This window comes from Flavobacterium oncorhynchi (assembly GCF_002217355.1).
GTDB lineage: Bacteria > Bacteroidota > Bacteroidia > Flavobacteriales > Flavobacteriaceae > Flavobacterium > Flavobacterium oncorhynchi.
Window position 1 is genome coordinate 1 of sequence record NZ_MUHA01000013.1, and the last position, 18865, is coordinate 18865.

General features: G+C 32.4%; 19 protein-coding genes. 8 read left to right on the top strand and 11 right to left on the bottom strand.

Annotation, left to right across the window (positions count from 1 at the left end; genetic code table 11):
• Positions 1-387: 387 nt before the first annotated feature.
• Both B0A75_RS10530 and B0A75_RS10535 read right to left on the bottom strand, forming a co-directional pair.
• Complete coding sequence (locus B0A75_RS10530) at positions 388-1623, bottom strand: ABC transporter permease (protein WP_089054236.1); 1236 nt, start codon at positions 1621-1623, stop codon at positions 388-390.
• 113 nt (positions 1624-1736) lie between these two features.
• A complete protein-coding gene (locus tag B0A75_RS10535; RefSeq protein ID WP_089054237.1) occupies positions 1737-2231 on the bottom strand; it encodes a YkgJ family cysteine cluster protein in 495 nt (164 codons plus the stop codon).
• A gap of 74 nt (positions 2232-2305) precedes the next feature.
• Here B0A75_RS10535 and B0A75_RS10540 point away from each other — a divergent pair, with 74 nt between their 5' ends.
• Entirely contained in the window at positions 2306-3013 is a 708-nt protein-coding gene (locus B0A75_RS10540) for a class I SAM-dependent methyltransferase (RefSeq protein WP_089054238.1), read from the top strand.
• A gap of 18 nt (positions 3014-3031) precedes the next feature.
• On the top strand, positions 3032-3577 hold the full coding sequence (locus B0A75_RS10545; RefSeq protein ID WP_089054239.1) for a YfiT family bacillithiol transferase: 546 nt from the start codon (positions 3032-3034) through the stop codon (positions 3575-3577).
• Between the two features lie 81 nt (positions 3578-3658).
• On the opposite strand, the gene B0A75_RS10550 is transcribed toward B0A75_RS10545, so the two are convergent.
• From B0A75_RS10550 to B0A75_RS10585, 8 genes are all read right to left on the bottom strand, one after another.
• Positions 3659-4291, bottom strand: coding sequence for a 7-carboxy-7-deazaguanine synthase QueE (locus B0A75_RS10550; protein ID WP_089054240.1), 633 nt, complete (start codon positions 4289-4291; stop codon positions 3659-3661).
• Between the two features lie 102 nt (positions 4292-4393).
• Positions 4394-6061, bottom strand: a complete 1668-nt coding sequence (locus B0A75_RS10555) for a tetratricopeptide repeat protein (RefSeq protein ID WP_089054241.1) — start codon at positions 6059-6061, stop codon at positions 4394-4396.
• Between the two features lie 16 nt (positions 6062-6077).
• Complete coding sequence (locus B0A75_RS10560; protein ID WP_089054242.1) at positions 6078-7001, bottom strand: PstS family phosphate ABC transporter substrate-binding protein; 924 nt, start codon at positions 6999-7001, stop codon at positions 6078-6080.
• Positions 7002-7003: 2 nt separating this feature from the next.
• On the bottom strand, positions 7004-7234 hold the full coding sequence (locus B0A75_RS10565) for a hypothetical protein (protein WP_089054243.1): 231 nt from the start codon (positions 7232-7234) through the stop codon (positions 7004-7006).
• Positions 7234-8037: an energy transducer TonB gene (locus B0A75_RS10570; protein ID WP_089054244.1), complete on the bottom strand. Its 804-nt coding sequence runs from the start codon at positions 8035-8037 to the stop codon at positions 7234-7236. The genes B0A75_RS10565 and B0A75_RS10570 overlap by 1 nt, the downstream gene beginning before the upstream one ends.
• Before the next feature lie 37 nt (positions 8038-8074).
• The gene (locus tag B0A75_RS10575) at positions 8075-8629 is read right to left on the bottom strand and encodes an ExbD/TolR family protein (protein ID WP_089054245.1); all 555 of its coding nucleotides are present in this window, start codon (positions 8627-8629) and stop codon (positions 8075-8077) included.
• Between the two features lie 19 nt (positions 8630-8648).
• Positions 8649-9275 carry an ExbD/TolR family protein gene (locus B0A75_RS10580; protein WP_089054246.1) on the bottom strand — a complete coding sequence of 209 codons (627 nt, stop codon included), beginning with the start codon at positions 9273-9275 and terminating at the stop codon, positions 8649-8651.
• 58 nt (positions 9276-9333) lie between these two features.
• On the bottom strand, positions 9334-10158 hold the full coding sequence (locus tag B0A75_RS10585) for a MotA/TolQ/ExbB proton channel family protein (protein ID WP_089054247.1): 825 nt from the start codon (positions 10156-10158) through the stop codon (positions 9334-9336).
• A 379-nt stretch (positions 10159-10537) separates the two neighbouring features.
• Here B0A75_RS10585 and B0A75_RS10590 point away from each other — a divergent pair, with 379 nt between their 5' ends.
• Positions 10538-12055 (top strand): helicase HerA-like domain-containing protein, encoded by a 1518-nt coding sequence (locus tag B0A75_RS10590; RefSeq protein WP_089054248.1) that lies wholly within the window; start codon positions 10538-10540, stop codon positions 12053-12055.
• A gap of 93 nt (positions 12056-12148) precedes the next feature.
• On the opposite strand, the gene B0A75_RS10595 is transcribed toward B0A75_RS10590, so the two are convergent.
• Positions 12149-13492: an FAD-dependent oxidoreductase gene (locus tag B0A75_RS10595; protein ID WP_089054249.1), complete on the bottom strand. Its 1344-nt coding sequence runs from the start codon at positions 13490-13492 to the stop codon at positions 12149-12151.
• A gap of 274 nt (positions 13493-13766) precedes the next feature.
• On the opposite strand from B0A75_RS10595, the gene B0A75_RS10600 reads away from it, so the two are divergent.
• From B0A75_RS10600 to B0A75_RS10615, 5 genes are all read left to right on the top strand, one after another.
• Complete coding sequence (locus tag B0A75_RS10600) at positions 13767-14360, top strand: GNAT family N-acetyltransferase (RefSeq protein WP_089054250.1); 594 nt, start codon at positions 13767-13769, stop codon at positions 14358-14360.
• A gap of 78 nt (positions 14361-14438) precedes the next feature.
• The gene (locus B0A75_RS10605) at positions 14439-15233 is read left to right on the top strand and encodes a helix-turn-helix domain-containing protein (RefSeq protein WP_089054251.1); all 795 of its coding nucleotides are present in this window, start codon (positions 14439-14441) and stop codon (positions 15231-15233) included.
• Positions 15234-15311: 78 nt separating this feature from the next.
• Positions 15312-16820, top strand: coding sequence for a serine hydrolase (locus B0A75_RS10610; protein ID WP_089054252.1), 1509 nt, complete (start codon positions 15312-15314; stop codon positions 16818-16820).
• Positions 16821-17403: 583 nt separating this feature from the next.
• Positions 17404-17541, top strand: coding sequence for a hypothetical protein (locus B0A75_RS20695; protein WP_244284383.1), 138 nt, complete (start codon positions 17404-17406; stop codon positions 17539-17541).
• A gap of 47 nt (positions 17542-17588) precedes the next feature.
• Positions 17589-18845 (top strand): serine hydrolase domain-containing protein, encoded by a 1257-nt coding sequence (locus B0A75_RS10615; protein WP_244284384.1) that lies wholly within the window; start codon positions 17589-17591, stop codon positions 18843-18845.
• Positions 18846-18865 lie beyond the last annotated feature (20 nt).

Sequence of the window (18865 nt, forward strand, 5' to 3'; positions counted from 1 at the left end):
TTTTCTAACTCCTATTTTGATGAATTTCTAGCGATTTCCCTCTTTTGTCATGAAGAATCTAAGATTTAGAAGCCCTTTTTAAAGCGTATTTGACCTTTAAAAGAACTTAACTCTTCTTTTTTTCTGTTATTTCCTTTAATAACTCATACCCCAGCCCCCATAAAAGGAAAAAATCCTTTTATTTCGGGGGTCAAAATAAAAGATTGAAACCGAAAGAGGAAAAAGCTGCTTATAAATATTAATCCTGAAAGTATTTCAGCTCCCCCTAATATAAACAAACCTTTGCTCTTATATATTATAGTATGTTTTTATACTTATATATGTATAAAAACAAACCCGGCAAATTCTAAGAATTTGTCGGGTTTGTTTTTCAAAGCCACTTAGAAGCTAGTCATAACGAATAGCTTTTACAGGAGAAATCTTTGTAATCAAATATGAAGGCACTATTAAGACTAAAAAACAAACTGAAATCGTCAACAAGTTCAACAACACAATATACCCCCAATTTAAATATACCGGTGCCTGATTCACATAATAGTTCTCAGGATTAAGCTGAACGACCCCGAACTGCTGCTGAATTAACAACAGAGCAACTCCAATTAAATTACCCCAAAACAATCCTCGCACTATTAAGTAAAATGCGTTATACAGAAAAACTCTTCGAACGACCCAATTATTAGCACCTAAAGCTTTTAAAATCCCAATCATTTGTGTACGCTCCAAAATAAGAACTAACAATGCTACGACCATGTTTATAGTCGCGACCAAAATCATTATACCAAGAATGACAACTATATTAAAATCGAACAACTGAAGCCAATCAAAAATGTAACTGTATTTATCTGTTATTGTCTTCGCATCTAAATTTGGCGGTATTTGTTCATAGATTTGATTACCGGTTTCTTTAATTTTACTAAAATCTTTTACAAAAACTTCAAATGCTCCTATTTGGTCAGGCGTCCATTTATTAATTCGCTGAATATGTCGAATATCTCCTAATATATAAGTAGCGTCAAAATCCTGAAATCCCGAAGTAAATACCCCCACAATTTTGAATCGGCGACTATTTGGCAGTTTCCCCTCTTCTTCTTTTATAAAAAAGGTATTGAAACTATCTCCTAATTTTAAATTAAGCCTATTAGCCAAAAACTTCGAAATAATAACATCTTCATTTATCTTTTTTGAAAAATCCGGCAAATGTCCTTCAACTAAATATTCTTTTAGATTTTCCCATTTATAATCAGCTCCAACACCTTTAAAAATAATTCCTTCAAAAGCATTTTCCGTTCTAATAATCCCAGCTTTACTAGCCACGGCTTGAATATGACTAACCTCTGGAATCGATTTAAAACTTGGATAAAAACTCTGAGTCTTTAAAATTGGAGTTAAAGTTGCTTCAGAGTTATTATTATCTAAATTAGAAATTATTATCTGCCCATTAAACATTGAAACTTTTTCACGTATCTTTTGCTGCAAACCAATTCCTGTTGCGACAGAAATAATCATCATGATCATTCCAATTGCAATAGCAGAAATAGCAATCTTAATAATAGGTGCCGATATACTGCTTTTATAATCTTTAGCAGTTATAAGTCTTTTGGCTATAAAATATTCTAAATTCAATTTATCAGTTCGTATTTAAACGTTTAATTTTTTTTCTTATTCTAATTATTCAAAAATACGTTTAAAAAAACGAAAATGAATAATTCAAAAACACTAAAACAACTTCCTACTCTTTACAGCGGAAGTTTTTTCTTCATTTCCTCTACAATATTATAGGCAGCAGGACAAATCGCAACATTTTTTAATGTAAGATCTGAGATTTGATGAAACTTTTTACGATCTGTATGCGGAAATTCTCTGCATGCTTTTGGTCGAACATCATATATCATACAATAATTTTCATTATCCAAAAAAGTACAGGGAACACTTTTCAAAACATAGTCTTTATCTTCATCAATTCGAAGATATTGATCTATGAATTGCTGCGGTTTTTGTCTAAATGATTTTGAGATTCTTTCAATATCAGCCAAAGTAAACAATGGCCCCGTTGTTTTGCAACAATTAGCACACTGTAAACAGTCCGTTTTTTTAAACTCTGCATCATGCAAATCCTGCATTACATAATCTAAATTCTTTGGCTGCTTCTTTTTAAGCTTATCGAAATACTTTTTGTTTTCGATATGCTTATCTTTGGCTAACTTATTTAAGTTATTTAAAATTTGTTTCAAGTTTAAAATTTAAAGTTGATCGGCAAAATTAAACAACTTTAAACTTGAAACCTCAAACTTTGAACTAAAATACAATGAAAGATCTTTTTGGGAAAGCGATCTACGATTTCCAAACCAATAATTCTCCAGAAGATATTATAACTGAAACTTCAATTTCTGAAGAAGACGAAATGAGCATTGAATATTTATTCCGTTCTTATAACGAAATGCCAAAATTAGAACAGAAAGCATTGCAATTAGCTTATGGAAAAACATTAGACGTAGGATGCGGCGCTGGAAGTCATAGTTTGTCCTTACAAAATGATCGCAATTTAAATGTTACATCCATTGATATTTCGGAAAAAGCAATTGAGACTTGCAAATTACGCGGATTAAAAAATGCTCACATTCAAAATATATTAGATTTTGATGGAGAAAAATTTGACACGATTATTTTATTGATGAATGGAACCGGTATTTTTGGAAAATTAGAAAACTGTAACAAGTATTTAAAAAAGTTAAAATCTCTCTTAAATCCATTTGGACAGATTTTACTTGATAGTTCAGACATTATATATATGTTTGACGAAGATGAGGACGGAGGAAAATGGATCCCTTCAAATAATGATTATTATGGAGAACTGACTTTTAATATATCCTACAAAGGAGAAAAAGAAGATACTTTTGATTGGCTGTACTTAGATTACAACACACTTCAAAATGCCGCCAATGCGAATGGACTAAAATGCGAATTGGTTTTGGAAGGAGATCATTATGACTATTTAGCTAAACTTACTCTATAACTTAAAAGATTTTGACCAATGGAAAATTTAGATCTAGAAAAATTAAAATATCCTATAGGTAAATTTACAATTCCCGACACTTATACCCCTGAATATATCACTCATAAAATTGAGGAAATTGCAACTTTTCCCGAAAGATTAAAACAAGAAACGATTCATCTAAACGACGAACAGCTGGACACACCATATCGACCTGACGGATGGACTGTTCGTCAAGTAATTCATCATTGCGCGGAAAGCCACATGAATTGCTATATTAGAATCAAATGGGCTTTAACAGAAAATAATCCTGTTATAAAAGCTTATGACGAAACGCTGTGGTCTGATCTGCCCGACAGCAAAACGATGCCTATCAAACCATCATTAAATCTACTGCAGGCATTACACTATAGATTGACCTATATCATGAAAAACTTATCGGTACTTGATCTTGAAAAATCCTTCATTCATCCTGAAAACAATTCTGAATATAGAATCAAGCAAATTATTGGAATGTATGCCTGGCACGGAAACCATCATTTAAACCATATCATAGCATTGAAAAAACACAAAAACTGGAATTAAGTAATCATTTACTTTCTCAATAGCGGATATAATAATCACTCTAAAGCAAAAAAATCTCTTCGAACGAAGAGATTTTTTTATTTATGGTATATTTAGATATTTATGCGTCTGTAATGAAACTCTCCATTTTGGATTATTCATAACATAATCTACAATAAGAGGCGTCATTTCTTCTTTCTTACTCCACTCTGGCTGTAAAAACAGGATTGCATTATCATTTACCAACTCAGCTTGTTCTTCTGCAAAAATAAAATCATGCTTGTTATAAATAATCACCTTTAACTCATGGGCATTTTCATAAACATCTTGAGTTGGCAGCTTATTCTTTTTAGGCGAAAGACAAATCCAATCCCAAGTTCCTGATAACGGATAAGCTCCAGAAGTTTCAATATGAACTCTAAGATTTTTCTCTTTTAGTTTATTCGTCAACAATGTCATATCCCAAGTCAAAGGCTCTCCACCTGTCACAACAACAGTGTTCGCATATGTCGCAGCATTATTAACAATTACATCAATACCTGTTGGAGGATGTAATTCTGCATTCCAACTTTCTTTTACATCACACCAATGACACCCAACATCGCAACCTCCAATTCTAATGAAGTAAGCAGCAGTACCAGTATGAAATCCTTCTCCTTGAATGGTATAAAATTCTTCCATCAAAGGCAGCATTGCTCCTTTATTTACTTCTAATTGTATTTCTTTTGATAACATTATTCTAATTTAAAGTGCAAAGATAGTCAATTAAATACGGAACAAAAAAACCCGATAGTTCACTTTGAACTATCGGGTTTTATAAATTACTTTAAAGCTATATTATTTTAAAGCTTTCACTGATTGCGAAGCGTAAGCGTTTGCTGGATCTAAAACTAAAGTTTTATTGAAATATTCAACTGCTTTTACTTTATCAGTATTAGCATAACTTGCACCAATACTGTTGTAAGCTTCAATCATTTTTTTCACTGTAGCAGGTTTAGCCAATTCTTCAGCTCCTTTTGCAGTAGTTCTTGTGATATATTCTTCGTAGTTTTTGATAATTAAATCATCTTTCTCTAACAAGTTGTTGATTCTACCTTTATATAGATAAGCTTCATCATAAGTTGGAGAAGCCACTAAAATTCTATCAAAAGCTTCTTCCGCTTTAGCTAATTGAGCTGCATCAGCTGCCCCATTAGTTTTATTTGCGTTTGCATAGTAAACTGAAATACCATAGTACACATTATCATCTAAATAATTTTTAGATTCTTTATTAAGAGCACCAAATTCAAAAATAGCTGCTGCTTGTGCAAATTGTTTTTTACCAAACAATCCTTTTCCTAACTCATTAAGTTCTTCAACTACTAATGGCTCTAATTCAACTGCTTTTTTAATATCAGCAATACCAGCATCAAATGAAGCTTGATCTACAGCACCTTCAGCATTTGTCCCTTTTTTAATTTTAGACAAACCTAAATACATATAATCACTTCCAATAACTTTATTAGTAGGAACTTTAACGTAGTCTTCTAGAGATTTAATTGCTACTTCAACATTACCGTTCTCGTAAGCTGCATAACCTAAATATCTAAAAATTCTAGGATTAACTTTGTCTTCTGCGATCATTTTATTAGCGACAGTTTCTAAGCTTTTATAATCTTTTACCAAGATTAAGAAATCTGCGTGACGCATTTTAGAATCTAAAGAATAATCTGTTAAGCTTAAGTATTTCTCGTAGTTTGTGATTGCATGCTGTAAGTTAACTTTTGCTGTAGAAGGTTTATTTCTTCCCCATTTGTAGTAAGTCTCTGCTAACTCTCTATAAACAGGACCATAATTTGGATTCAAAGCGATAACTTCATTAAAAGATTTAATCGCTTCATCGTATGATTTTGCACCTTTTAATAAAACTCCTAATTGCATTTTAGCTCTCAAAAGTGTAGGATCTGCTGTAAAAGCATCACGGTAAGCTTTGTAAGCTTCATTTTGATTATTTGCTCCATAATAAGCATCACCAATAGCCAAAAGTGCACTTGCATTTTGAGGATCGATCAACAATGCTTTTTTCAAACTAGCAACAGCATTTGTATAATCAGGATTAACTGAATTAGTATATGCTTTACCAATGTAGATAAATTCATCTACATCCTTACGTTTCATATCTTTAGTAGCCAAAGTAAAATTAGCTTGAGCTCCAGCAGTATTTTTATTATCTAGTTCTAATTGTCCTAAACCAATATAATTTAAGTTTTTCTTATCTGATGCTTCAATTCCTTTTGAATAATAAATTTTAGCTGAATCAGCAACTCCTTGATTTAAGTATAAGTTTCCTAAAATGAAATCTGCTTCACCATCAGACGGTTTATCTTTGATAATTGATTTAAGCAATGATTTTGCTTTTTGAAATTGCTCAGCATCAACTGCCTTCTTAGCTTCTTTAACATCTTGCGCTTTTACAACAGAAGCTGATGCAACAAATGCAAGACTGAAAATTTTAAATTTATTCATCTTTAGTGTAATTAATTTATTCGTTATCTTTTAAAAGTTCATTTCTTATTTGAAGTTTTCTAGCAGGTGTTTTTATCGGTAATAACCCTGATTTTAAAACTATTCGTTGTCCAATATCTCCGGCAATAAACGAACCAAAGCCCATTCCTAAACCATTATATCCTTGACAGTTTATAATAAACAATTCACGTGCCAAAGGATACTTTACTTCAGCAAGATCATTTTGTGTTGGACTGTAATACTCATTACTGTTTAATCCTTTTACACTTAAAACATTAATTTTTTTCACAATGTCAACCATACTTGGAGACGGCTGTGACAACCAATTAACTCCCACTACACCAATCATTCCGTCATTTTCAGAAACAAACTTAATTACTTCTTCATTTGTTTTGAATGAAAAAACGTTTTGTGAAGGAACATTTTTAACTTTAGCCAATTCTTTCATAAATCGAACTGTACTAGAATTTGGGTTGTCAAATACAAGACCTTTAATCCCCGTATTAGAATTACCCTGCATAAAATCAATTACCGTTTTCAACGCAATTAATGTATCATTATTGTTTTTGCTCTTAATAAAAGCAATTGCATCAGTTGCAAAAGGAGTTACACGCGGCTTTATTTTACTTTTTTCAAACCTTGCAAGTTCTTCTTGAGACAAATTTCTTGCCGTTACTGCCACTTTAGTTTTCTGATTTAACAAATCATTTATTACCTCTGCTTCAGATTCTGGCTTAACATTAATTTTAGCGCCATAATAAGTACCTTCAAAAACAGCCACCTGATCATCAACGATCGGCTTCACCGTTTCGTCAACCGCAATATCTAACGACCCTTTCAAAATTGTTTCTTTACCAGACTCATTCTTACTTTTTTGGTTACACATGGCAAACAAAAAAACAAAAACCACCAGACCTAAAAACTTACTATATTTCAGCATAATTATTCTGCGTTTGAATTAATTAATCTTAAAAAACGTATTGCCGAATAAACAATAAGCAATCCGCCAAAAGCATATCTGTATTTTGGTTCCATGTCTAACGGAAGTTTTTCCCAAAACATGATCATTAAACCAAGCACAAGATATATTAAAAAAAACAGTATTCCTAAAACAAGAAGAAATCGCTCTTTGAGCGATTTCTTCTGAATATTATTAAGCATATCTTTTAACATTATTCTGCAGATTGAATAGTAATAGGCAGAGAGTAAAGAACCCTAACTTTTTTACCATTTTGCTCGCCAGGAGTCCATTTTGGACATTTTTTAAGAACACGAATTGCTTCTGCTCCTGTACCGTAACCGATATCCCTTAAAACTTTAATGTCGGTTAATGAACCGTCTTTTTCAACTACAAAAGTAACGTAAACTTTACCTTTTAAACCTTCTTCTTCTGGAGTTTTATAATTGTTTCCTACGAACTTGTAGAATTTCTCCATCCCTCCAGGGAAATCAGGTTTTACTTCGATACCAGCTGTATTATATACACTGTTATCTTCTTCTACTACCTGAGAAACTGGTCCTTTACCTACCGGCTCATCAACAGTTAAAACTGCATCTGGATCTCCTTTGATAGTTTCTGCACCAACTTTTTTGTCCTTAAGTTCCTCAATTTTTGGAGGATCTTCAGTTACTTCATTCGCTTTAGCAACAACCGGCTTCACAAACTTAACCTGATCCACTTTTGGTGGTGGTGGTGGTGGTGGCGGTTCATTTGGTTTTACCTCTTCTTTTTTCTTAGGAGGTAATTTTACTGTTGCAATTTTAATATCTGTATTCGCATCTTCTGTACTAGAATCTGGCAAAAAGCTAGCAATAAGAGGAGCAGCAACAGCTAAACTGAAAATAACAGAACCTATGATAAGTGCTTTTACCGTAGTTTTACCGTTTGCTTTTCTTAGCTCATATGCACCATATATCTTATTACGTCCTTCGAATACGATATCAAGCCACTGATTTTTTATAATATCTAATTTCATTTTTCTTGATTATTAGGATGTTCAAACAAGACAACAATTATTGTTTATCTATCAATTTTGTTTCCTCTGGCGTAAACTCTGGAACAATAGCATAAGTATCAACTCCTGTAATAGCCATCTCATCTAACATATCAACCAAATTACGATAATTTGATTTTTTAGTTGGTTTGATGATTACTATAATTCCATTCTTAGGTTTTCCTAAAGCTGCAGAATAAGCCAAAACTTCTTTCTTTTGCTTTAATAATTCTCTACGAATACCGTCTTTACCATATGCGATATCTTTTGGACCAACTTTAGGAGTTGCCAATAAACCCATATAATAAACCATTTTATTGTTCTCACCTAACATTACAGTCATCGTACGATTTTCATCTACTTTAACAGGAGGTGTTTTATCATCCGGATCTTTATCTGGCAGAGACAAATCCATCGATTGAGGTTTTGACAACGATGTGGTTAACATAAAGAATGTGATCAATAAGAATGCCAAATCCACCATTGCCGTTAAATCGACTTTTGAATTCTGCTTTTTACTTCTTACTTTACCACCTTTTCCGCCACCACCGTCGCCGGTATTTAATTCAGCCATTTTAGTGTATCTTTTTTAATTAAAAGTCTTTTCCTCTCATACCTGTAACTAAGTTAAAGGAATTGATTTTTTGATCTTGTAAAATATCCATAATCTTTTTGATTTTAGGATACTCTTCTTTTGCATCTCCTTTAATTGCAATCTGCAATTCTTTATCATCAAGGTCGATTGCAGCTCTTCTTGAAACAAGAAGCCACTCTTTTAATTGATTATCCAAAGAATCGATTGGAATTCCAGGTTGATTTGCTTTAGTTCTATCAGCAGCTTTCATGTCGATGATTTGCTTTAAACTTGCTAAAGGAACACCAAAGTCATCCATTAAAGCAAATTTCTCTTTATCATCTTCTGAAAAAGTCACGCCTAATTTTGCACCCATACCTTCAAGACTTCTTTTACGAAGCTCTCTTCCTTTGATATCAAAGAACACTTTGCTCTTTCCGTCTGCTCCTTTACCAATGGTAATAATTGCCAAATCAGAATCTGGTAATTTACTTTGTACAGTAGAAGAAGGCATATCAACAGGCAATGCTTCAGGCACCTTAGCAGTAGCGGTCAAAATAAAGAACGTAAGCAAAAGGAACGCAACATCACACATGGCAGTCATATCTGTCGATGATGACTTTTTTTTCATTTTTATTTTAGCCATTCTCTTTTATTTTATTGTGAAATAATTAATTGTAATTATAGTAATAATTAAAAACTAATTATTGCTTCAAGCTTCCTCTGAATTTTCTGTAAGTGTTTACGATTGTAGTACCTGCCTCATCGATAGAGTAAGTTAAATCGTCAATTTTAGCTGTAAAGAAGTTGTAAGAAACAATTGCAAAGATAGAAGTCGAGATACCTGTTGCAGTGTTGATAAGTGCCTCAGAGATACCTGTTGCAAGAGCAGCTTGATCTGGAGTTCCAGCAGAAGCTAACGCACCAAACGCTTTAATCATACCTGATACTGTTCCTAATAATCCTCCTAAAGTTCCTAATGATACTAAAGTAGAGATGATAGTCATGTTTTTCTCTAACATTGGCATTTCTAATGAAGTTGCCTCTTCGATTTCTTTGTGGATTACTTCTGAAGCTTCTTCACTGTTAAATCCTTCTTTTTTAACATCTTGATATTTAATCAAAGCAGATTTAATTGCATTTGCAACTGAACCTTGTTGTTTGTCACATGAAGCGATAGCAGCCTCGATGTTTCCTTCTTTAATACTTCCTTGAACGCTTTTCATAAATTTATCTAAGTTAGCTTTTCCAGCTGCTTTACCGATAACAATGAATCTTTCAATAGAAAAAACAACAACCATTAAAAGCATACCTAATAATACTGGTACAATGAAACCTCCTTTGTATACCATACCTAGAGTATTGATTGGGTGACCTGTCTCTGGGTTACCTCCCTCGAAGTTAGCTGGGCTACCCATGATTACTTTCCAAATAAACACCCCAACTAAAATACACGCTACAATAATGATTCCAGTAATCATTCCTCCTCCGTTTGAAGTGCTTTCTTTTTTAACTTTAACGTTTGCCATTTTTTTTAATTTTAATAGTTTTAAATAATTTTTATTTTTTAGTTATATTTAACTTGTAGAGGAGCAAATTTATATTTTTAGTTTAAATAAAAAAACTTTTTTTAATTTTATTGAAGCAAATTTAACGTCAAAACAAAAAATATCGCATTAATTTGCAGGCGTTGTTTTTATGATAAAACAAAAAAAAGGGCGAATTATAAAAAAATTACAACGTTTTAGTAAATATTCAAACATTCCTTTAAAATCTTCTTAAAAAACTGCGAAATTATTTTTTATGTACTTTTCAATCAAAAACCGCTTTTTCCTACTAAAAAAACAGCGTTTAAACTGTTAAAACACAAACAAAACCTTTATAATCATCTAAATTACAAATAAAAACATGAATAAAAAAGATAATTTCATTCAAGAAATAAATACCGGTTATTCAGCAAAAGGCGATACAATCACACTAGGCGGCGCCATTTTAGACGGAGAAGCCATAGCGGAAGCTCATGTCAAAATTCCCTTAAAGACTTTAAATCGCCACGGACTTATCGCAGGTGCAACCGGAACAGGAAAAACTAAAACAATCCAGGTTTTCTCCGAACAGTTATCAAATGCTGGAATACCTGTTTTAATGATGGATATTAAAGGTGATTTCAGCGGTATTGCTAAAGAAGGAAAAGAAGAAGGTTTTATTACCGAGCGCCATGCCAAAATAAATGTACCTTATAATGTAGCGGCATTTCCTGTTGAATTAATGTCATTATCTAAACAAGACGGAGTTCGTTTACGTGCTACGGTTTCTGAATTTGGACCTGTTTTATTCTCAAGGATTTTAGATTTAAATGATACTCAGGCTGGAGTTGTTGCAGTAATCTTTAAGTATTGCGATGATAACCAAATGCCTTTATTGGATTTAAAGGACATCAAAAAAGTAATCAATTATATTACGGAAGAGGGTAAAGATGAAATCGCAGCAAACTATGGCAAGATTTCAACGGCAACAACTGGAACAATTCTACGCAAGATAATTGAACTGGAACAACAAGGCGGTGATTTGTTTTTTGGAGAATTGTCATTTGAGACTGACGATTTAATGCGAATTGACGAAAATGGTAAAGGCTACGTAAACATTATACGTTTAACAGATATTCAGGATAAACCAAAATTATTCTCGACTTTCATGTTAAGTCTTTTAGCCGAAATTTATCAAAAAATGCCAGAAAAAGGAGATTCAGGACAACCTGAATTAGTCATTTTTATTGATGAAGCACATTTAATTTTCAATGAAGCAAGCAAAGCGCTTCTAGAACAAATTGAAACTATTGTAAAGTTAATTCGTTCTAAAGGTGTTGGTGTTTACTTTGTTACGCAAAACCCAATGGATGTTCCAAGCGGTGTTTTGGCACAATTAGGTTTAAAAATTCAGCATGCCCTTAGAGCTTTTACAGCAAATGATCGTCAAGCAATAAAAAAGACTGCTGACAATTATCCAACTTCGGATTATTATAAAACAGATGAATTATTGACAAGTTTAGGAATTGGGGAGGCTTTAGTTACCGCTTTGAACGAAAAAGGTATTCCGACGCCGCTTGTTGCAACTATGATGCGTGCACCAATGAGCCGAATGGATATATTATCTGCAGAGGAAATCGAAGAAATAAACGGCAAATCTAAACTCGTTAAAAAATATAGTGAAGAAATTGACCGCGAAAGTGCTTATGAAATTCTAACCAAAAAAATTGAAGACGCAACTCAAGCTTCTGCCGAGCAAGAAGAGCAAACACCAACAAAATCTTCAAAAGTAGGACCAAGCACTACAGAAGTAGTTACAAAATCAGTTTTGAAAGTTGTAACAAGCGCTACCTTTATAAGAGGTGTTTTTGGAGTTTTGAGTAAAATCTTTAAAAAGTAGAAAAAAACAAAACCATATAAGTTATATAAGTTCATTTAAATTTATGCGAAAAGCATTTTATATAGACTTATATAACTTATAAGGTTTAAAGAATTATTCGTTTTGCAACAGCTCCAGAATTTTATTCTCAACCTCAGGAGTGTTCCAGATATTTTCGATATTATCAAGTTTTAAAACTTCTTCCATAATTCCGTTTTGGAAATCTCCTATTGCCAAAGCTTCAGCATAAGGACGATCACTAAAAGTAACTCGGCTGTAAAGCGGAATCCATTTTTCTGGATGTTTATCTGAAAAGACTTTTTCAATCTTCTTTTGCAACAAGAATTTTTCATCTGCCGTTTTGGTACTCATCTCCATGAAATTTCGGTATGAAAGTTCGGCAATGGCATCTGCATTTGGTTTTCTTGAAATTTGATATTCTGAGAAAATCTTTTTCCAGTCGTCTCCAAATTTTTCCATCATTTCATTCAAAACCGTAATATCTTCAAAACCGGCATTCATTCCTTGTCCGTAAAACGGAACGATCGCGTGACAGGCATCTCCAATCAAAGCGATTTTATCTTCGTATGTCCACGGAAAACATTTCATCGTCACCAAAGTACTGGTTGGATTTTTAAAGAAATCATTTGCCAGTTCTGGAATTACTTCGATTGAATCTGGAAAGTTTTTCTCAAAAAAATCTTCTACCATTTTGCGATCTGTTAATGATGCAAATGAGTTTTCGCCTTCAAAAGGCATAAATAATGTACAGGTAAAACTTCCGTCAAGATTAGGAAGCGCGATTAACATATACTCGCCTCGCGGCCAAATATGAAAAGAATTTTTATCTAACTTATGTGTTCCATCAGCATTTGCTGGAATATTCAATTCTTTATAACCCATATTTAAAAATTCCTGCGAATAATTAAACATGCTCTGACGCTGCATTCTGTGGCGGATTCTCGAAAAAGCACCATCGGCACCAAAAACCATATCATATTTTCGCTCTTCCCACTCGCCTCTTTCGCTTTCACCAATATGCAAAGTTGCATCACTCAGCGTAACATCCCATATTTTTTGCTCAAAATGAAATTCAGCTCCAGCATTTTCGGCCAAATCAATCATTTCGCGATTTAGTTTCCCTCTTGAGATCGAATAAATTGATTCACCTTCTTGACCGTAATTCTGAAAATTAAGTTTATCAACCAAATGAATTGCACGTTTGTCCATCGGAATTGCAATTTCTCGAACTGCATCACCAACTCCAACTGCATCCAGCGCTTTCCAACCGCGGTTAGACATTGCCAGATTAATAGAACGGCCAGAGAAATTTATTTTGCGAATGTCAGGGCTTCGATCATAGACATGAACGGTGTGACCGGCTTTTTTAAGATAAATTGCCAACAGCGATCCTACAAGTCCAGAACCTACAACAGCAATTTTTAGTGAAGTTTGCATCAGGGAAAATCTAATATATAAGGCCGTAAAAATAAGTAATAATTGTACATAAGCTTTAAAATAAATGAATTATTTGCTCTTGCACTACTTCACAGAGCTTTTATAATCTTTTATTTTTAAAAGCGAATCTATCCATTTAATTATATCATTATAAAAACCTCATCTCTGATGGTTTTTAAAAATATAACAAAATGTTATTTTACTTGATTTATTAAAAAAAATTAAACAATTACTTTAGCTATTGCTTTTTAACATCAATCTTTAAATTAAAATCATGAACAGCGAAATTTTACAATCAGAAATTATTCTAGAAAACGAAAGAGTATTATTAATTCCGTTTGAGAATAAGAGAAACACCGAACTGAAAGAGATTATTTTTAATGATGAAATATGGAAATACATGGGAATGTATGTTCGAAATGATCAAGATTTCGAGAGTTACATTCAAAATACATTAAAACAAAAAGCTGACGGAATTTGTTATCCATTCCTAATTATAGATAAAGCAACAAATCGAGTTGCCGGAAGTACACGTTATGGTTATTTAAACTATGCGAGCAAAAAATGTGAAATTGGCTGGACTTGGTACGGAGCAGCTTTTCAGGGAACTGGTTTAAACAAAGCCTGCAAATATGAACTACTAAATTTTGGCTTTGAAAAAATTCAATTTAAAAGAATACAATTCAGCGCAGATCTAGAAAACAAAAAGTCGCAAAGAGCGATTGAAAAACTAGGCGCTTTAAAAGAAGGTTTATTTAGAAATAATTATATAGATTCTGAAGGAAACAGCAAAGACGATGTTTATTACAGTATAATTTTGGAGGAATGGAAAAATACTAAACGAGATTATTTTGGGGAGTTTATTTAAAATATTATGGTAATAGAAAAAATCTTATTTTAGTCTGCGATTTTTAAGATAATAAATACCAAATAGACAAATCCTAAAATGCAATTATACTCAGAACATTACGTAAGTCAAAAAGCGGAAAGGTTTGTCAATAAAATTTGGTGCTTGGATAACAGCATCGGCGAAAGCCTGATTGAGAACAAACTTGTTTTACCAAACGGCTGTTTTAATCTTGCATTTGTAACTGGAAGTGTAATTGAGGTTCACACTAGTAAAAACAAATACGAAATGAGCGAAGGAATTTACTTTTGCTCGCAAATGACCAACAAAGTTTTGGTTCACATTCAGCCCAAAACAAAAGTTACCATTGTTCAGCTTCATACTTGGGCATTATCGATGTTTCCAAAATATGATTTAACTGATTCTGCCGATTCTATTGTCAAGATTAATGCTGAAGAATTGCCTTTTAACGTTAAAGCAAATTTTGATATTGACGAATTTTTAAAAATTTTAAATCTTTATTTTGAAGAATTAAATGCTTTGAATCCTGACAAAAATGCAATTGAAAAAATATGCGAATTTGTAAAAAGCAAAGAAGAAGATATTTCGGTTTCGGAAATTAGTGAAGAGTTAAAATCTTCGCAGCGTTTATTACAAATTAAGTTTAAAACTGCGACAGGGCTTACTATTAAAAAATACATTCAGATTTTGAAGTTCCGGAAATCAGTAGATCAAATGATAAATACCGATGTAGAGAAACTGAGTTTAACAGAAGTTGCACTTTATAATAAGTATTTTGATCAGTCGCATTTTATAAAAAAATTTAAGGATGTAACTAAAACAACTCCAAAAATGTTTAAGCCCGATTCTTATTTTTTATCACAAAAAAGATAAGTTTTCGCATTTGTACAATTTTGTGAACTAGAGTTTGAATTATTTTTGCCAAATCATTAATCATCAATCAATCACAAAATGAAAATCAAACGCACTTTATTTCAATTAAAAATTCTGTTAATTGGAATTTTACTTTTTCAAACCCAAATTGGACTTTCACAAGAAGATAAAACCTCAGCCTTGTACAAAACTATTATGTCAAAAGACAGTCTTTTGTTTAATGTTGGTTTTAATACTTGCGATGTAAAACAGTTTGAAAATCTTTATACTGAAGATTTTGAGTTTTATCATGACAAAGACAGCATTTCGGATAAGGCTCGTTTTTTAAAAACTTTTAAAAATGGAATCTGTTCCCCAACAAGAAAATACAACTATCGAAGAGAATTAATTGATGGAAGTACTGAAGTTTATCCGTTGTATAAAAATGGCATTTTATATGGTGCCATACAAATGGGAACGCATCGCTTTTATGAATATACTGCTGGAAAACCAGAGCAAGCAGGTAGTTTTGCAAAATTCACACATCTTTGGCTGTTAAAAAATAAAGAATGGAAACTAGCAAGATCATTGAGTTATAACCATCAAATGACGAGCTCTACAGCAGGTAAAACAAATCTTTTTGATAGTGAACAAGAAACAGAAAAATGGCTTAAAGAAAATAATATTCCAGCTTTAGGAATTGGAGTTATTACGGATGGAAAACTGAAGCAGATTAAGGTTTTTGGCGAACTTAAAAAAGACATTTCGGCACCTTATAATACTATTTGGAATGTTGCCTCCTTAACTAAACCTATAACTGCAATTGTAACGCTAAAATTAGTAAGTTCTGGCAAATGGGATTTAGATGAACCGCTTTATAAATATTGGACTGATCCTGATATTGCAAAAGATCCGAACACAAAACTTTTAACTACAAGAATTATCTTAAGCCACCAAACGGGTTTTCCGAATTGGAGATTTATGAACGAATCTGGTAAGTTGGATTTTAAATTTAAGCCTGGAACTAAATACCAATATTCTGGTGAAGGATTAGAATATTTACGAAAAGCTCTCGAAAAAAAGTTTCACAAAACACTAGATCAGTTAGCGGATGAATTACTATTTAAGCCTCTAAAAATGATAGACACTCAATTGGTTTGGAATGATAAAGTAGATCTTTCTAGATATGCGATTGGCTATGATAATAAAGGAAATGCTTACGAACTAACCAAAAACAAAACAGCAAACGCTGCCGATGATTTATTAACGACTATTGAAGATTATGGTAAATTTTTATGCAGTGTAATGAATAGTGAAGGTTTGAGTAAAAAGGTCTTTGACGACATGACTTCACATCAGGTTGAAACGAAGAAAAACAAATACTTCGGACTTGGTTTTGAAATCTACGATTTAGGAAATAATGATTATGCTTTATCACATGGCGGCGCTGACAAAGGTGTTCAGACTATTTTTATTTTGCTTCCAAAAACAAAACAGGGTTTAATCATTTTTACTAATGTTGATGATGGTTACAAAGTTTATGAGAAAATAGTAAATCATTATTTGGGCGAAAATGGTCAAAAAATAATTGATATAGAAACGAAGTAATGCTTTAATTCTAAAATATTATGATCAAACTACTTATTCTTATAGTACTGCTGATAAGCAAAATCATATAATTAAAACCCTTTGGATGTAATTACTCTCGTCTGATTCTAAATGTTTTTTTAAACGCATAGAAGCATAGATTTTCTGCCTAGAAAAAGAATACAAAAAGGAATACATTTCTTTCACATAAGCATGTTATGTTCATTTCAATTAATTGAAACGCCTTTTATGAGAAACCAAAATCTATATTTCTATGTGTTAAAATTAATTACACTCAACATATCAATTTAAATAAGTTCAAAATAATTAATGGTAGGTAAAACGAATTGTTAGTTACGAGCATAAACCTCTAATAGCATCTTTATGTTTATGCTCAAAATTCGTCTTGATTTGAAATAAAATGAAAAAAAATGATTGATGTTGAAACCAAAATCTAAATCAATCGTCTAACCTTTTAACGGTCTCTTTTTTTTTGGAAAAACGTTGCAATAAAAACACAACTTACTAAAATAAAATACGTTACAAAGTTTCAATCATCAATCAAAAACGAATTATTCATTAATCTTAATCCTTATCATTAATCATGAAACAATCAATCAAATCAATTGCAGTCTTTGCTTTGCTGCTTCTTTTTACAGTAAGCCTTTTTGCTCAGAATAAAGCACAGCAAATCGAGCAGCTTTTAGCAAAATATAATGAATACGGGCAATTTAACGGTTAGCTGAAAACGGGAAAGTAATCTTCAAGAAAGGTTTTGGTTCTGCGAATATGGAATGGAATATTCCAAATCAAACCGACACTAAATTTAGACTAGGTTCTATCAGTAAACAATTTACGGCGCTTTTAATTGTAAAACTGGCTGAAGAGGGAAAAATAAAACTAGATGTTCCTATTACAACCTATTTGTCAGATTATCCAAAAGCAAATGGCGACAAAATAACGATTCATCATTTGCTTACGCACACTTCTGGAATCCCTAATTATACATCGGCTCCAAATTTCTTTAAAGATAAAAGCCGAAATCCTTATACACCTGAAGAGTTTGTAAAAACGTTTTCTAGTCTTCCGCTTGATTTTACTCCTGGCGAAAAATTCAATTACAGTAATTCCGGCTATTTTTTATTGGGTTATATTATCGAGAAAATTTCAGGAAAAACATACGAGCAATATTTACAAGAAATCATTTTTACACCCTTAAAAATGGTTAATTCTGGTTACGATCACAGTGATATTATTTTAAAAAACAGGGCGGCTGGTTATGAAAAGCAAGGAAAAGCAATTAGAAATGCACCTTATATTGATATGAGTCTTCCGTACGCTGCCGGGTCGCTGTACTCAACTGTAGAAGATTTATTTTTATGGGATCAGGCTCTTTATACAAATAAACTGCTTACCCAAAAAAGCATGGAATCTTTATTTAAACCTTATATTAAAGCTTGGAATGGTTTTTACGGATACGGATGGTCTACTTATGAAGTGCCAAATGGAGAAAACAGTAAATTAAGCATTATTGAGCATGGCGGCGGAATTAACGGATTTAACACTATTATTTCGCGAATTCCTGCAGATAAAAATTTAGTTGTTTTATTGAATAATACGGGTGGAACTGCTTTGGGTGAAATGAATAAAGCTATTCGTGCTATTCTATACAATCAGTCCTTTAATCAGCCTAAAAAATCACTGGCGCTTGATTTATTAGATATTTATAATGAAAAGGGAGCTGCGAATGGAACTGAAACTTATAAAAAGCTAAAAAATGATCCTTCGTATGCTGTTAAAGAAGGCGATATGAACCAAGTTGGATATGAATTGTTGCAATCTGGAAAAAAGAAAGAAGCGATAGAAGTTTTTAAAATCAACGCAGAAACTTTTCCAAAATCAGGAAATACTTATGATAGTTTAGGCGAAGCTTATTTAGCCGATGGCGATAAAAAAGCAGCTATTGCTAATTATAAAAAAGCGGTAGAGCTTGATCCAACAAACGAAAACGGAAAAAAGATCTTAGCAGATCTTTTAAAAAAATAGAATTATAAAAAGATCTTCCC

Coding starts and splice junctions, on each gene's coding strand:
- B0A75_RS10540 (WP_089054238.1), top strand. CDS start 2,306: ATGAAAGATCTTTTTGGGAAAGCGATCTACGATTTCCAAACCAATAAT.
- B0A75_RS10545 (WP_089054239.1), top strand. CDS start 3,032: ATGGAAAATTTAGATCTAGAAAAATTAAAATATCCTATAGGTAAATTT.
- B0A75_RS10550 (WP_089054240.1), bottom strand. CDS start 4,291: ATGTTATCAAAAGAAATACAATTAGAAGTAAATAAAGGAGCAATGCTG.
- B0A75_RS10555 (WP_089054241.1), bottom strand. CDS start 6,061: ATGAATAAATTTAAAATTTTCAGTCTTGCATTTGTTGCATCAGCTTCT.
- B0A75_RS10560 (WP_089054242.1), bottom strand. CDS start 7,001: ATGCTGAAATATAGTAAGTTTTTAGGTCTGGTGGTTTTTGTTTTTTTG.
- B0A75_RS10565 (WP_089054243.1), bottom strand. CDS start 7,234: ATGTTAAAAGATATGCTTAATAATATTCAGAAGAAATCGCTCAAAGAG.
- B0A75_RS10570 (WP_089054244.1), bottom strand. CDS start 8,037: ATGAAATTAGATATTATAAAAAATCAGTGGCTTGATATCGTATTCGAA.
- B0A75_RS10575 (WP_089054245.1), bottom strand. CDS start 8,629: ATGGCTGAATTAAATACCGGCGACGGTGGTGGCGGAAAAGGTGGTAAA.
- B0A75_RS10580 (WP_089054246.1), bottom strand. CDS start 9,275: ATGGCTAAAATAAAAATGAAAAAAAAGTCATCATCGACAGATATGACT.
- B0A75_RS10585 (WP_089054247.1), bottom strand. CDS start 10,158: ATGGCAAACGTTAAAGTTAAAAAAGAAAGCACTTCAAACGGAGGAGGA.
- B0A75_RS10590 (WP_089054248.1), top strand. CDS start 10,538: ATGAATAAAAAAGATAATTTCATTCAAGAAATAAATACCGGTTATTCA.
- B0A75_RS10595 (WP_089054249.1), bottom strand. CDS start 13,492: ATGCAAACTTCACTAAAAATTGCTGTTGTAGGTTCTGGACTTGTAGGA.
- B0A75_RS10600 (WP_089054250.1), top strand. CDS start 13,767: ATGAACAGCGAAATTTTACAATCAGAAATTATTCTAGAAAACGAAAGA.
- B0A75_RS10605 (WP_089054251.1), top strand. CDS start 14,439: ATGCAATTATACTCAGAACATTACGTAAGTCAAAAAGCGGAAAGGTTT.
- B0A75_RS10610 (WP_089054252.1), top strand. CDS start 15,312: ATGAAAATCAAACGCACTTTATTTCAATTAAAAATTCTGTTAATTGGA.
- B0A75_RS20695 (WP_244284383.1), top strand. CDS start 17,404: ATGAAACAATCAATCAAATCAATTGCAGTCTTTGCTTTGCTGCTTCTT.
- B0A75_RS10615 (WP_244284384.1), top strand. CDS start 17,589: ATGGAATGGAATATTCCAAATCAAACCGACACTAAATTTAGACTAGGT.